11 protein-coding genes are annotated in these 12947 nt (G+C 65.1%); 7 read left to right on the top strand and 4 right to left on the bottom strand.

Going from position 1 to position 12947, the window contains the following annotated elements; translation table 11 throughout:
- Positions 1 to 12: 12 nt before the first annotated feature.
- The 3 genes from IE097_RS10605 (at position 13) to IE097_RS10595 (ending at position 4499) form a co-directional block, all read left to right on the top strand.
- On the top strand, positions 13 to 1476 hold the full coding sequence (locus tag IE097_RS10605) for a pilus assembly PilX N-terminal domain-containing protein (RefSeq protein ID WP_189460534.1): 1464 nt from the start codon (positions 13 to 15) through the stop codon (positions 1474 to 1476).
- A 2-nt stretch (positions 1477 to 1478) separates the two neighbouring features.
- On the top strand, positions 1479 to 1982 hold the full coding sequence (locus IE097_RS10600; RefSeq protein ID WP_189460532.1) for a type IV pilus modification PilV family protein: 504 nt from the start codon (positions 1479 to 1481) through the stop codon (positions 1980 to 1982).
- 252 nt (positions 1983 to 2234) lie between these two features.
- Positions 2235 to 4499: an arginine/lysine/ornithine decarboxylase gene (locus IE097_RS10595; protein ID WP_189460530.1), complete on the top strand. Its 2265-nt coding sequence runs from the start codon at positions 2235 to 2237 to the stop codon at positions 4497 to 4499.
- A 48-nt stretch (positions 4500 to 4547) separates the two neighbouring features.
- Here IE097_RS10595 and IE097_RS10590 read toward each other — a convergent pair whose 3' ends face one another.
- A complete protein-coding gene (locus IE097_RS10590; protein ID WP_229797534.1) occupies positions 4548 to 4853 on the bottom strand; it encodes a c-type cytochrome in 306 nt (101 codons plus the stop codon).
- 143 nt (positions 4854 to 4996) lie between these two features.
- On the opposite strand from IE097_RS10590, the gene egtB reads away from it, so the two are divergent.
- The 4 genes from egtB to IE097_RS10570 all read left to right on the top strand — a co-directional run bounded on the left by egtB (position 4997) and on the right by IE097_RS10570 (position 10150).
- The gene (egtB, locus tag IE097_RS10585; RefSeq protein WP_189460528.1) at positions 4997 to 6208 is read left to right on the top strand and encodes an ergothioneine biosynthesis protein EgtB; all 1212 of its coding nucleotides are present in this window, start codon (positions 4997 to 4999) and stop codon (positions 6206 to 6208) included.
- Between the two features lie 14 nt (positions 6209 to 6222).
- Complete coding sequence (gene egtD, locus IE097_RS10580; protein WP_189460526.1) at positions 6223 to 7161, top strand: L-histidine N(alpha)-methyltransferase; 939 nt, start codon at positions 6223 to 6225, stop codon at positions 7159 to 7161.
- 108 nt (positions 7162 to 7269) lie between these two features.
- Positions 7270 to 8667 carry a siroheme synthase CysG gene (gene cysG / locus IE097_RS10575; protein WP_189460524.1) on the top strand — a complete coding sequence of 466 codons (1398 nt, stop codon included), beginning with the start codon at positions 7270 to 7272 and terminating at the stop codon, positions 8665 to 8667.
- A 199-nt stretch (positions 8668 to 8866) separates the two neighbouring features.
- Positions 8867 to 10150 (top strand): MHYT domain-containing protein, encoded by a 1284-nt coding sequence (locus tag IE097_RS10570; protein WP_189460522.1) that lies wholly within the window; start codon positions 8867 to 8869, stop codon positions 10148 to 10150.
- 83 nt (positions 10151 to 10233) lie between these two features.
- On the opposite strand, the gene IE097_RS10565 is transcribed toward IE097_RS10570, so the two are convergent.
- From IE097_RS10565 to flgL, 3 genes are read right to left on the bottom strand one after another with little or no spacing between them, the layout of a single operon-like run.
- On the bottom strand, positions 10234 to 10950 hold the full coding sequence (locus IE097_RS10565) for a flagellar brake protein (protein ID WP_189460520.1): 717 nt from the start codon (positions 10948 to 10950) through the stop codon (positions 10234 to 10236).
- 41 nt (positions 10951 to 10991) lie between these two features.
- On the bottom strand, positions 10992 to 12032 hold the full coding sequence (locus IE097_RS10560) for a hypothetical protein (RefSeq protein ID WP_189460518.1): 1041 nt from the start codon (positions 12030 to 12032) through the stop codon (positions 10992 to 10994).
- Between the two features lie 3 nt (positions 12033 to 12035).
- Positions 12036 to 12947, bottom strand: coding sequence for a flagellar hook-associated protein FlgL (flgL, locus tag IE097_RS10555; RefSeq protein ID WP_189460516.1), 912 nt, complete (start codon positions 12945 to 12947; stop codon positions 12036 to 12038).

The raw sequence follows: 12947 nt of genomic DNA, 5'->3' as shown, positions 1-12947 counted from the left end.
GGAATCATCGAGATGCCATTCAGCCCGCTTTCCAGGTCCTCCATTCGGCGCCAGTCAGGACTTGCCACCTTGCTTACCGTGGTGATCATCCTCGCGATCGTCACCCTGATTTTTGCCTATACCAACCGTGCGGTCTTCATCGAACAGAAGTCGGCCAACAACTATTATCACTCGGCCAAATCCCTGGGTGCAGCCGAAGCCGGACTGGACAGCATATTTGCCCTGCTGCAGGCCGACAAAGACGCCATGAAAACCGCCGGAATGACAACCCGGCTGGTGTGTTTTGACGCAGCGGGCAATCTTCGTTTCCTGACCGCCAATAGCAGCGGCAAGACGTGCCCGGTAGCCGCAAGCGCCAGTACAACCAGCAGAACGCTCTCGGCCGCACTGAGCGCCAGTATGGAAGCGTACACGGTCACGCTTTCCGTCGGCGCCGACGGAAAGTCGATAATCCTGTCGAGCCAAGGTTGCTCCGACACAAAAGGCAGCAGCTGTTCTGCCGCCGACAGCGCTACCAGCACGTTGCAGACCAGCATCAACTGGGGAAGCGCAATCAACTCCCGCAATGCAGCGATGACGTCCAAGGCTGACTATCACCAGAACGGTTCGCTACATGTTGCAGCCAACTCAGGCTCTCCGGACCCGGCCTACAGCGTACTGGCCGGTGGTGGTTACGGCATGGGCGGGTCCAACGGCGTGGGCACCGTCTGCAAGAGTGGTGACACGGCACCCGCCAGTTGCCCGGCGGATTCGAATCAGGTAGCCGGCGAGGACGACTGGCAGTTCTTCCAGACCACGTTCGGCACGACACCGGCCCAACTGCGCACCAAGGCCAAAGTGTACAAGGGCAATGGCACCGGCATGAGCAGCTCGCCCCTCCCGCTGTTCCCAGCCAGTGCCGGTCTCGATACCGCGACGATCACCGCCTTGGGTACCCAGGTGATCTGGGTCGAGGGCGACCTGACCCTCAACGGCAATGTCAGCTTCGGCACTGCCGGCAAACCGATCGTGCTGATCATCAACGGCAATCTCAAGCTGCGTGGCAACACCAACAACGTCACCGGCTTTCTCTACGTTGTCGGTGCGGTCGGTGACGAATACTCCAGCCGTTGCCACTGGCCCAGTGACAGCGATCTGAGCACTTGGTGGACCGGCTACATGCCCCACCCTGGCGACGCTGCCGGCTGCTCGACCTCGCTCGGCGGCGGTCTGGCCGTAACTGGTGCCATGGCGATCGAGGGTTCGATTGTTAATCCGCCGGACAGTCTGCACGCCCTGCCCTGGAAAGCGTGGCGCGACGAAATCGCCTCGACCACGCCCAACAGCTACGACAGCGTGAACCACAACGTTACGCGCTACCGTTTCAGTTATCAGAACTACGGTACGACCAGCGTCTACTACGACAAGAACCTGCTGGATCAGATCGAGCTGGATCCGGTACTCAAGCGTGCGCCGGGCAAATGGAGGGATTTCTGATCATGCATGCGCAACGCGGCGTCGGGCTGATCGAAGTGCTGATTTCATTGCTGGTCATCAGCAGCGGGCTGCTCGCCATCAGCCGATTCCAGGGGACGCTGATCGAAAATGCCGGGTTCACCAAGCAACGATCCGAAGCCATCACCTATGCGGTGCAGCAGGTCGAAGCCATTCGCAACCTGCCCTCGTGCATCACACCGGCTTCGCCCCCCGGTACGCCGATGCCGCCGACGGGATTCTGTGTCGGCACCGCCTATGCCAATTCGGCGCTGGCGGACAACAACACCTGTGACCTCGGGGCCGCGAGCGGTACCGGTGCCTGCTACCGGGATGCAACTGCGCTCAGCGGCAGCGGTGCCTCGTACAGCCGCCGATGGCGGATTACCGACAGCACGGTCGGCGGCGGCGTCTACAGCAAGCAGCTCGACGTCCGGATCGACTGGACGGACAGTCGTGGCGAAGCACAACAGACCTTGCTGAGCACTGCGATCGCGGCCAATCGTTGAGCGGCCAGCCCCACCACGTCCAGGCCATCGCGATTTTTGCGCGCACATTGCCTTCGCGCTGGATGATTGCAATCAAAGTCGTTTAAGATACCGCCCTTTCCGGGACGTCCAAGGCCGGCAACGACGGGGGTTGACTCAACCTCCCGATCGCCAGAGGTGCCGCGCCCCATTTACCTCAGCGCCTCAGGCCGGGTAAAGCGCCTCTCGCCCTCCCGTGCCGCCAGCGCAGCTTGTGCTTACAAGGACACTCGCATGCGTTTTTACTTCCCCGTCGTCATCATCGACGAAGACTTCCGCTCCGAAAACACCAGCGGCTCCGGCATTCGCGAGCTTGCTGCGGCCATCGAGGCCGAGGGCATGGATGTCATCGGCTACACCAGCTACGGCGACCTGACGAGCTTTGCGCAGCAGCAAAGCCGCGCAGCCGGCTTCATCCTGTCGATCGACGACGAGGAGTTCGGCGGCGGCACGCCGCAGGAAACGCAGGACGCGCTGAACAGCCTGCGCACCTTCGTTGCCGAGATCCGTCGCCGCAATCCGGACATCCCGATCTACCTGTACGGCGAGACGCGCACCGCGCGCCACATTCCGAACGACGTGCTGCGCGAGCTGCACGGCTTCATCCACATGCACGAGGACACGCCGGAGTTCGTCGCGCGCCACATCATCCGCGAAGCCAAAAGCTACCTCGACACGCTGGCGCCGCCGTTCTTCCGCGCGCTGGTCAACTATGCCCAGGACGGCTCGTACAGCTGGCACTGCCCGGGCCACTCGGGTGGCGTCGCTTTCCTGAAGACACCGGTCGGCCAGATGTTCCACCAGTTCTTCGGCGAGAACATGCTGCGTGCCGACGTCTGCAACGCCGTCGACGAGCTCGGCCAGCTGCTCGACCACACCGGTCCGGTCGCGGCATCGGAGCGCAACGCTGCGCGCATTTTCAACGCCGATCACCTGTTCTTCGTCACCAATGGCACCAGTACGTCGAACAAGATCGTCTGGCACTCGACGGTTGCACCGGGCGACATCGTCGTCGTCGACCGCAACTGCCACAAGTCGATCCTGCACGCGATCATGATGACCGGTGCGGTACCGATCTTCCTGACACCGACCCGCAACCACCACGGCATCATCGGACCGATCCCGCGCAGCGAGTTCGAGCCGGAGAACATCCGCAAGAAGATGCTCGCCAACCCGTTCTGCCGCGAGAAGCTCGAAGCCAATCCGGATGTGAAGCCGCGCGTACTGACGATCACCCAGTCGACCTACGACGGCGTGATGTACAACGTCGAGGAGATCAAGGGTCTGCTCGACGGCGAAATCGAAACGCTGCACTTCGACGAAGCCTGGCTGCCGCATGCGGCGTTCCACGACTTCTACGGCGATTACCACGCCATCGGCGAAGGCCGGCCGCGCTGCAAGGATTCGATGGTGTTCTCGACCCAGTCGACGCACAAGCTGCTCGCCGGTTTGAGCCAGGCCTCGCAGATCCTCGTGCAGGACGCCGAGGACAACAAGCTCGACCGCGACATTTTCAACGAAGCGTATCTGATGCATACGTCGACGTCGCCGCAGTACTCGATCATCGCCTCGTGCGACGTCGCTGCGGCGATGATGGAGGCGCCGGGCGGCACCGCGCTGGTCGAGGAATCGCTGGCCGAAGCGCTGGAGTTCCGCCGCGCCATGCGCAAGGTCGACGAGGAATACGGCGCCGACTGGTGGTTCAAGGTCTGGGGCCCGGACGACCTGACCGACGAAGGCCTCGACCACCGCGATGCGTGGATGCTCAAGGCCGGCGAGGATTGGCACGGCTTCGGCGACATCGCCGAAGGCTTCAACATGCTCGATCCGATCAAGGCAACGATCCTGACGCCGGGGCTGAACGTACGCGGCGAGTTCGACGCCACCGGCATCCCGGCCGCCATCGTCAGCAAGTATCTGGCCGAACACGGCGTGGTGATCGAGAAGACCGGGCTGTACTCGTTCTTCATCATGTTCACCATCGGCATCACCAAGGGCCGCTGGAACACGATGCTGACCGCGCTGCAGCAGTTCAAGGACGACTACGACAAGAACGCACCGCTGTGGCGCTGCCTGCCGGACTTCATCCAGCAGTATCCTCAGTACGAGCGCATCGGCCTGCGCGAGCTGTGCCAGCAGATCCACGACATCTACAAGGCACGCGACGTCGCGCGGCTGACGACCGAGATGTATCTGTCGGACCTGACCCCGGCGATGAAACCGGCCAAGGCCTTCAGCAAGATGGCGCACCGCGAGATCCAGCGCGTGCCGATCGACGAACTCGAAGGCCGGATCACCGCGGTGATGTTCACGCCTTACCCGCCGGGCATTCCGCTGCTGGTACCGGGCGAGGTGTTCAACACCACCATCGTCGACTACGTGCGCTTCGTACGCGAGTTCAACGCCCGCTTCCCCGGTTTCGAGGCCTACATCCACGGTCTGGTGATCGAGGAAATCGACGGCATCAAGCGCTACTTCGTCGACTGCGTCGCCGAGTAAATCCAGCCGGACTCAGGAAAGCCGCCTTTCGGGGCGGCTTTTTTACGGCTATTTCTGCTGCAGTATCCATGTTGCCAACTGCTTCGCCTCGGCATCGCTGACGGCCGCCGGCGGCATGCTCAGCGAGCCCCACGCACCCGAGCCGCCGCTGCGGATCTTGGCGGCCAGTTTCGCCGCAGCAGCCGGATCACCGCGATAGCGCTCAGCCACCTGCTTGAATCCCGGTCCGACGATTTTCTGCGTCATGCCGTGGCAGGCCATGCAGCTTTTGCTGTTGGCCAACTGTTGCGGCGTTGCCGCCCATGCCGGCGCCGCAGCCAGCAAGGCCAGCCCGGCAAGACTCCGAATCATCATGTCATTTCCTCCCCGCCGCCAAGGTAGCACGTCGCCACACGGTGGCTGTGCGCCAGATCAAAGGTCCGCCGTCCCGCGGACGTCGCTGGCAGGTGCCGTTGCGCTGACCTATGTTGGGGCATTCTCCCTGACAGGAGCCGCCGATGAACGCCCCAGCGACGCCGGACGGCTGTAGCCCGCCCACACTCGCCGGTCACTGGCTTGCGCGCTACCGGCAGGTCCGTGCGTACACCGAAACACTGGCCGCCGGCCTGACGCCGGAAGATCAGACGGTCCAGTCGATGCCCGACGCCAGTCCGGCCAAATGGCACCGCGCCCATACCAGCTGGTTCTTCGAGCAATTCGTGCTCGCGCGCTTCGCCCCCGGTTACATCTGCTTCGACTCCCGCTATGCCTTCCTGTTCAACTCCTACTATGTGTCGCTCGGCGACCGCTTCGAGCGGCCTCAACGCGGGCTGATCACGCGACCGTCCGCAAGCGAAGTCGGTGACTACCGCGCCCACGTCGATACGGCAATGGCCGCGCTGCTGTTCAACGCATCGGCCGCGCAGCTCGACGCACTGATCCCGGTTCTGGCACTCGGCCTGCATCACGAGCAGCAGCATCAGGAACTGCTGCTCACCGACATCCTGCACGCGTTTTCGCACAACCCGCTGCACCCCGCCGTCCAGCCCGGCTGGCGCTGGCCCGAACCGGATGCGGGTTCCGGCGGAAATCTCTCGCTACCGGCAGGCAACTACCGGGTCGGCCACGCCGGTGACGGCTTCCACTTCGACAACGAAGCCCCGCAGCACGCCGTCTGGCTGGACGATTGCAACATTGCGACCTCGCTGGTGAATCAGGGCGACTGGCTGGCGTTCATCGCCGACGGCGGCTACGCGACGCCGACGCTGTGGCTGTCCGACGGCTGGGCGCATGCCCGGCACTGGCAAGCCCCGCTGTACTGGCGCCGGATCGACGACGGCTGGTTCTGCCTGACACTGGGCGGCCTGCGCGAAATCGATCCGCGGCAACCCGTATGCCACGTCAGCTATTACGAGGCCGACGCCTTTGCGCGCTGGGCCGGCCGACGGCTGCCGAACGAGGCCGAATGGGAAGTCGCGGCAGGCACCGGCCGGCTGGACGATGCGTTCGGTCAGGTCTGGCAGTGGACTGCCAGCGCCTATTCCCCCTATCCGGGCTACCGGCCTGCGACCGGTGCACTGGGCGAGTACAACGGCAAGTTCATGGTCAACCAGCTGGTGCTGCGCGGCAGCTCCTGCATCACGCCGCCGGATCATGCCCGGGCCAGCTATCGCAACTTCTTCTACCCGCAGCAGCGCTGGCAGTTCAGCGGGCTACGGCTCGCCGACTGAAAGGGGCGCAAACGATGCACGACGAGACGAACCGCTTCATGACCGACGTGATCAGCGGCCTGAGCGCGCAGCCGCGGCGCCTGCCGCCCAAGTACTTCTACGACGCGATCGGGTCGGCCCTGTTCCTCGACATCACCCGGCTGGACGAGTACTACGTCACCCGTGCCGAGCTCGCGATCCTGCAGCGCCATGCCGCCGAGATCGCCGACCATGTCCCCGCCGGCGCAGTGCTGGTCGAATTCGGCAGTGGCGCAAGCACCAAGATCCGCATGCTGCTCGACGCGCTGCCGCAGCTCGCCGGTTACGTACCGGTCGACATTTCGGCCGAACTGCTACAGCAGGAGGCGGAGGAACTGCACCGCGACTTTCCGGCCTTGCCGGTCTGGCCGATTGCCGCAGACTTCACCACCGAGTTCGCGCTGCCGGCCGCGGCCGGATCGCGTGCCAAGGCCGGCTTTTTTCCCGGCTCGACGATCGGCAACTTCGAACCGCACGAAGCCGAACACTTTCTGGCCTGTGCCGCCCATACCCTCGGACCCGGCTCGGCCTTCATCATCGGCGTCGATCTGGAAAAACCGGTCGAAACGCTGCATGCCGCCTACAACGACGCGGCGGGCGTCACCGCCCGTTTCAACCTGAACATGCTCGAGCGGATGCGCCGCGAACTCGACGCCCAGCTCGATCCGCAAGGCTTTCGTCACCACGCGTTCTACAACAGCGCAGCGTGCCGGATCGAAATGCACCTGGTCGCCACGCAGCCACAACGCATCCGCGTCGACGGTCATACCTTCGACTTCGAAACCGGTGAAAGCATCCATACCGAAAACAGCTACAAGTACACCCAAACCCGCTTTGCCGCACTGGCCGCGCGTGCCGGCTGGCGTGTCGAAGCCAGCTGGACCGATCCGCAAGGGCTGATGTCGGTCCAGGCCCTGCGTTGCCGCGCCGGCTGAATAACCGCCTTCCTGACGGCCTGCAAACAGCCAATCTGAAAAAGCGTGGGACGCGGGGCCGGATTTCGCCGAAAATCGAGCCTCTCCCCTTTCGACTCCTGCCCGTCCATGGATTACTTTCCGCTGTTTCTCGACCTCCAGCGCCAACCCTGCCTGATCGTCGGCGGCGGCGACGTCGCGCTGCGCAAGGCCACGCTGCTGCGATCCGCCGGTGCCGCACTGACCATCGTGTCGCCGGAGCTGGTCCCGCAGCTGGCGCAGTGGCGTGATGCGGGCGAACTGGTCCACCAGCCGCGCACCTTCAGCCGCAACGACGTGGCGGACATGCGCCTCGTCATTGCCGCAACCGACGACGAGCAGGTCAACGCGCAGGTGCACGCGGAATGCGAAGCCCGCAACATTCTGGTCAACGTCGTCGATACGCCGGAGAAGTGCCGCTTCATCGTCCCCTCCATCGTCGACCGCTCGCCGCTGATGGTCGCCATTTCCACCGGTGGCGCGGCACCGGTGCTGGCGCGCCAGCTGCGTGCCCGCATCGAGGCAACGCTGCCGCACGGCTACGGCGTACTCGCGCGGCTGGCCGGCGCACTGCGCGACCGGGTCAAGGCGCGCTTTGCCGACGAACGTGCACGGCGTCGCTACTGGGAGACCGCGCTGGATGGCGCCGCGGCCGAAAAAGCCCTCGCCGGCAACGAGGCCGGCGCACTGGCCGAACTCGAAGCCCGCCTCGATCAGGCCGATGATGCCGCCCTGCTGCGCGGTGCGGTCTACCTCGTCGGCGCCGGCCCCGGCAATCCGGACCTGCTGACTTTCCGCGCACTGCGGCTCATGCAGCAGGCCGATGTCGTGCTGTACGACAACCTCGTCGCGCCGGCCATTCTGGAGCTGGTCCGCCGCGACGCCGAGCGCATCTACGTCGGCAAGAAGTCCAACAACCACGCATTGCCGCAGGAAGACATCAACAAGCTGCTGGTGAAGCTCGCGCTCGAGGGCAAGGCGGTACTGCGCCTCAAGGGCGGCGACCCGTTCATCTTCGGCCGCGGCGGCGAGGAGATCGAGGAACTGGCCGCCAACGGCGTCGATTTCGAAGTGGTGCCGGGCATCACCTCCGCCTCCGGCGCCTCGTGCTACGCCGGCATCCCGCTGACCCACCGCGACCACGCCCAGTCGGTGACCTTCGTCACCGGCCACCGTCGCGGCGACGCAATCGAACTCGACTGGCCGCGCCTGGTCAGCCCGTCCGAAACCGTGGTGATCTACATGGGCGTCAAGCAGGCACCGCACATCTGTGCACAGCTGATCGCCCACGGCCGCGACGCCGACACGCCGGCGGCGATCGTCGAAAAGGCGACGACGACCGAGCAGCGCGTCGTCACCGGCACGCTGGCCACGCTGCCGGCGCTGATCGAACGCGAAGCGATCAAACCGCCGGCGCTGATCATCGTCGGCACCGTCGTCACCCTGCACGACCGGCTGGCCTGGCTGGCCGACGCCCCCCAGCGCTGAACCCGATTCGCCGCTCGTCGACCACCGACGGGCGGCGCCCCGCTCTTCCGCACCCTCCCCGACATCGCACGCAACCGCGCATTGCGTGCGCTTTGTGCGCGGCCAACCTCACCGCCTGTCGTCAAAATACTTTCATTCATTGAAATATATTCGCACCTAAACATAAGAAATAGCTAATACACACATCGCGGGGTCGACCATGAACGGCAACTACGATCTGTTCCTTGTTCTGGTGTCCTATCTGGTCGCCTCACTGGCGTCCTACACGGCGCTGGACCTCGCCGGGCGGATCACGGCGTCAAGCGGCGCGCGTGCCAGCCAGTGGTTGCTGGTCGGTTCGATCGCCATGGGAACCGGCATCTGGGCGATGCACTTCACCGGGATGATGGCGTTCGAACTGCCGATCGCGGTCACGTACAGCCCGTGGCTGACACTCCTGTCCTGGCTTGCCGCCGTTGTCGTCTCGATGCTTGCACTGTGGGCGGTCAGCCAGGCGCAGCTGGGCTACCGGACGATCGTCTGGGGCGCCTTGCTGATGGGCACCGGCATCTGCGCGATGCACTACACCGGCATGGCCGCGATGCAGATCGCTCCGGGCATCGACTACGACCCGATCCGCTTTGCCGCTTCGGCACTGATCGCCGTGTCCGCGTCGGCCGTCGCGCTGGTCATCGCTTTCCGGCTTCGCTCGCACGACTCGCAGCGCTTCAGCAAACCCCGGCTGATGGCTGCACTGGTGATGGGTTTTGCCGTTGTCGGCATGCACTACACCGGCATGGCGGCGGCCCGGTTCTCGGCACAGACGGTCTGCTCGACGCAAAGCGGCCTTTCCGGCAACTGGGGCGGACTGCCGCTAGCCAGCGTCACCGCGGTCATCCTGATGGGCACGCTGATGCTGTCGCGCAACGATGCGCAGGCCTCGGCGCGTGCCGCGGTGCAGCGCCGCCAGCAGGAGGATGCCGAGCGCCTGTACCAGCTGACCTACGCCGATGCCGAAACGCAGCTGCCGAACCGCACGCTGCTGAAGGAAACCCTGCTGCATCTGACCACCGGCGAAGGCGCGACCCGGCAGCGTTTCGTGCTGGCACTGGTGGAAATCAACGGCTGCGAGCACCTGCTGCACAAGCTGGGCCGGCAGCACGAGCGCGCACTGATCCAGGCCTGTGCGCTGCGCCTGCGCGAAGCCACGTCGAAAGACGATCTGCTGGTCCGCTGGGGACAGCACGCTTTTGCCGTGCTCTCGCAAACCGCCACGGACTCGGCGCAGCTGAATGCACAACTTCAGTCCGCAGTGAAGGCGCCGGTCGAAGTCGCCGGCCAGGCCGTGACGCTCGACGTGGCCATCCAGAGCTGCAGCCATCCGGAGGATGGCCTCAGCCCGCACGTGCTGCTCAGCAAGCTGCGGCATCCGCATCAGCACTCCGTACCCGAGGAGCATGCCCCGCTGCACGGCAGGCCGCTGACAGGCGGGCTGGCCGGCTAGCCCGCAACCGGACTACCCGGAAAACGAAGTCCCGCTTGCAGCGGGACTTGTCACTTCCGGATCCGGAGATGGTGGCGATGACATCAGCGCTGGAACAGTTGCCGTTCGTTTTCCAGGCTGGCCAGAAGCTGCTCGAGCTTGACCGATGCGGCGGTCGGGACGTTGACCATCCGGCAACCGAAGTGCACCTGCTCGCCGAGCAGATTGCTGTAGAAGGTCCGCCGCATGCGGATTTCCAGATCGACGACCAGCGCGCCGTCGCGACCGAGCTCCATGCGGACCTGCGGCACCACGCTACCGATGATCAGCGGTGCCGCGCACTGCGGCGTGGTCCGCAGCCCGACACCGCCCAGCGACAGGTCGTAGAGGTTGGCCTCGTAGGTCTGGCCGTCGAGCACGAAGCTGGCGGCGTACTGCCGGCCCAGCGGCGCATCGAGCCGGCTGAATTCGCGCCGTTGCACGCGGATCAGCTCGAGCGGGAAGGCGGCGATCCACGGCTCGCCGGCGGCCGGCTGCATCAGCTCGGGCACGACGAACTGCACTTTGGCGCCTTCGAGCGACGTGACGAAGCAGCACGGGCCGGACAAGGCTTCGGGCTGCGTCGTGTTGAAGGAAAAGATGCCGGACACCGGGTCGATCCGGATCACCCGGCACAGCGCGCACTGGCGGCCTTCGTCGAAATGCACCGTCACCGGTACCGCCGTCAGCGCCAGCTGCTTGAGGATGCCGGCAATTCTGGCCCGTTCGTGCAGCCGGTAAGGCGCAAGGCATTCACCCTCTTCCAGCAGCGTGCTGATCATGGACACCACTCTTGATGGATTGGTCGCGTCGTCACGGTCATTCAGCGCAGCGACATCAACGACAGGATGCGGTAGCGGCTGATGCCCTGCAGCGCGGGGACCAGTTGCGCAAACGATGAATAGTCGCCGGCGGCCTGGCGTCCGAAGCGGCCGGAAAACCCGGCAGCCCATTCCGGATCGCCGGCCTGTCGCGCCGTCTCGATCCCGCTGGCTGCCTCACCCAGTGCACGTTGCGCCGCCGCACGGGCCTGCATGACCTTGCCCTGCGCGTCGACCACCTGTTGCAGCGTCTGCCGCAATGCAGGCATATCGCCGGCACGCCATCCCGACGGCACGATGCTGTCGTCGACGACTTCGACACCGACGCGATTGGGCTGGCCGCTCGGAAAGCGGATGCCGCCGCCCTTGATCATCAGTTGGCCCTGCAGCACGGGCAGGTTGCGCTCGGCACTCGCGAAGGTCAGACGCCCCTGCTCGTCGGTCTGTACGGCCACGCCGGCCGGTAGCAACGCCTGGTTCAGCCGGCCGAGCGTCTGCGCCTGCGTCTGGCCCGCCTCCAGCATCACCGAGACCGACGGCTTGCCCAGTCCGCCCGGATAGAACGTCAGTGTCTCGTTGCCGCCCTCGGCCAGCCTTGCCAGATTTTCCAGTCCGGCGATGCGGAAGCGCGCCTGCGCGTTCCCCTGCCCGACCAGTTGCAAGCGGGCATCCAGGCTGCCGCCGGTCGCGGCAGCACGGGAACGCCACAATGCGTCGAACCGTTCCAGCTTTGCATCCAGCGCCGCCCGATCGCCCGGCTTGCCGGACAGCCGGGCACTGATGACGGATTTCAGCTCCTGCAGTCGCGCAGCGCTCTCGTCGAGAAAACCCAAGGCGCGCTGCGCGTCGGTCACCGTGCGATTCAGGCCCAGGCTGGCCCCGAGCGACGCAGTACCGGCGGGTGCGGCCGGTACTGCCGCGTCGCGCACAGCCACCGTCCGTGTGGCCGCGGGCGGGACGGCAAGCGGTGCAACCGTCAGTGGCGGACGGGAGGACGGGCCGACAACGTCGGTCGACTGGATCTGCATGTCGAGGCCGGTCAAGACTCAGAGCACGTTGAACAGCGACAGCTGGCTGACCCGGCCGTAGGCCTTCTGGGTTGCCTGCACCGCCGTGGTGTAGCCGCTGAGTTCCACCGCAGCCTTGCCGTAGTCGAGCTGGCCCAGTGTCAGTGCGGCCTGCTGGTTGGAAAGGCTGACGTTCTCATGATTGGTGTCGAGCGCACTCAGCGTGTTCTGCCGGCCACCCAGATCGGCGATCTTGCCGGTCACCGAATTGAACACCGTGTCGAGCAGGTCGAGACTGCCGGCGATGTCGGCATGCGTGACGGCATTGCTGACGTCGACCCCGGGCGTCTGCAGTGTCGCCACGGTACCGTCGAGCCGGTTCAGCAGCCCGGCGACCTCGTCGAGGCTGAGGTTGGCCGCCTTGGTGACGCCGTTGCCGACCACGACCATCTGCTGGTCGGTGTTGCCGGTAAAGCTGTAGCGCGATCCCACCGGCTGGGTCGGGTCGTAAATGACCGTGGCCGTGGTCACCAGCGTCCCTGAGAACATGTAACGCCCTTCCTGATCCTTGCTGTTGGCCGAATAGAACAGGCTGTCGCGCAGCGACTGCAGCGAGCTGGACATCGCGTTCACGTCGGCCGAGGTGTTGCCGCCGTCGGCCGCCCAGACCAGCAGGTCGCGCGCCTGCTGCATGTCCTTGGTCATGCCGCTCAGCAGCGCCTCGTTCTGCTGCAACCGGCTTTTCAGTGCACCGATGTTGTCGCGGTACTGCGTCAGCGCCGCATCCTCGCGCTCCATGCGCGACAGCCGCACGCTGCTGACCGGATCGTCCGACGGGCGCAGGATGCGCTTGCCCGACGACATCTGCTGCATGATGTCTTCCAGCCGCGTCGAGGCAAGCTGGAGGGCTTCGTTCATCGAAGCGCTGTACTGGGTGCTGGCGATACGCAT

Source organism: Jeongeupia chitinilytica, from assembly GCF_014652315.1.
In the GTDB taxonomy this organism is placed as follows: Bacteria; Pseudomonadota; Gammaproteobacteria; order Burkholderiales; family Chitinibacteraceae; genus Jeongeupia; species Jeongeupia chitinilytica.
The sequence above is the reverse complement of the archived record's forward strand: the minus strand, read 5'-3'. Positions and strand labels throughout refer to the sequence as shown.

Excerpts from the sequence above, each read along its gene's own strand:
- IE097_RS10605 (WP_189460534.1), top strand. The coding sequence starts at position 13 with ATGCCATTCAGCCCGCTTTCCAGGTCCTCCATTCGGCGCCAGTCAGGA.
- IE097_RS10600 (WP_189460532.1), top strand. The coding sequence starts at position 1,479 with ATGCATGCGCAACGCGGCGTCGGGCTGATCGAAGTGCTGATTTCATTG.
- IE097_RS10595 (WP_189460530.1), top strand. The coding sequence starts at position 2,235 with ATGCGTTTTTACTTCCCCGTCGTCATCATCGACGAAGACTTCCGCTCC.
- IE097_RS10590 (WP_229797534.1), bottom strand. The coding sequence starts at position 4,853 with ATGATGATTCGGAGTCTTGCCGGGCTGGCCTTGCTGGCTGCGGCGCCG.
- egtB (WP_189460528.1), top strand. The coding sequence starts at position 4,997 with ATGAACGCCCCAGCGACGCCGGACGGCTGTAGCCCGCCCACACTCGCC.
- egtD (WP_189460526.1), top strand. The coding sequence starts at position 6,223 with ATGCACGACGAGACGAACCGCTTCATGACCGACGTGATCAGCGGCCTG.
- cysG (WP_189460524.1), top strand. The coding sequence starts at position 7,270 with ATGGATTACTTTCCGCTGTTTCTCGACCTCCAGCGCCAACCCTGCCTG.
- IE097_RS10570 (WP_189460522.1), top strand. The coding sequence starts at position 8,867 with ATGAACGGCAACTACGATCTGTTCCTTGTTCTGGTGTCCTATCTGGTC.
- IE097_RS10565 (WP_189460520.1), bottom strand. The coding sequence starts at position 10,950 with ATGATCAGCACGCTGCTGGAAGAGGGTGAATGCCTTGCGCCTTACCGG.
- flgL (WP_189460516.1), bottom strand. The coding sequence starts at position 12,947 with ATGCGTATCGCCAGCACCCAGTACAGCGCTTCGATGAACGAAGCCCTC.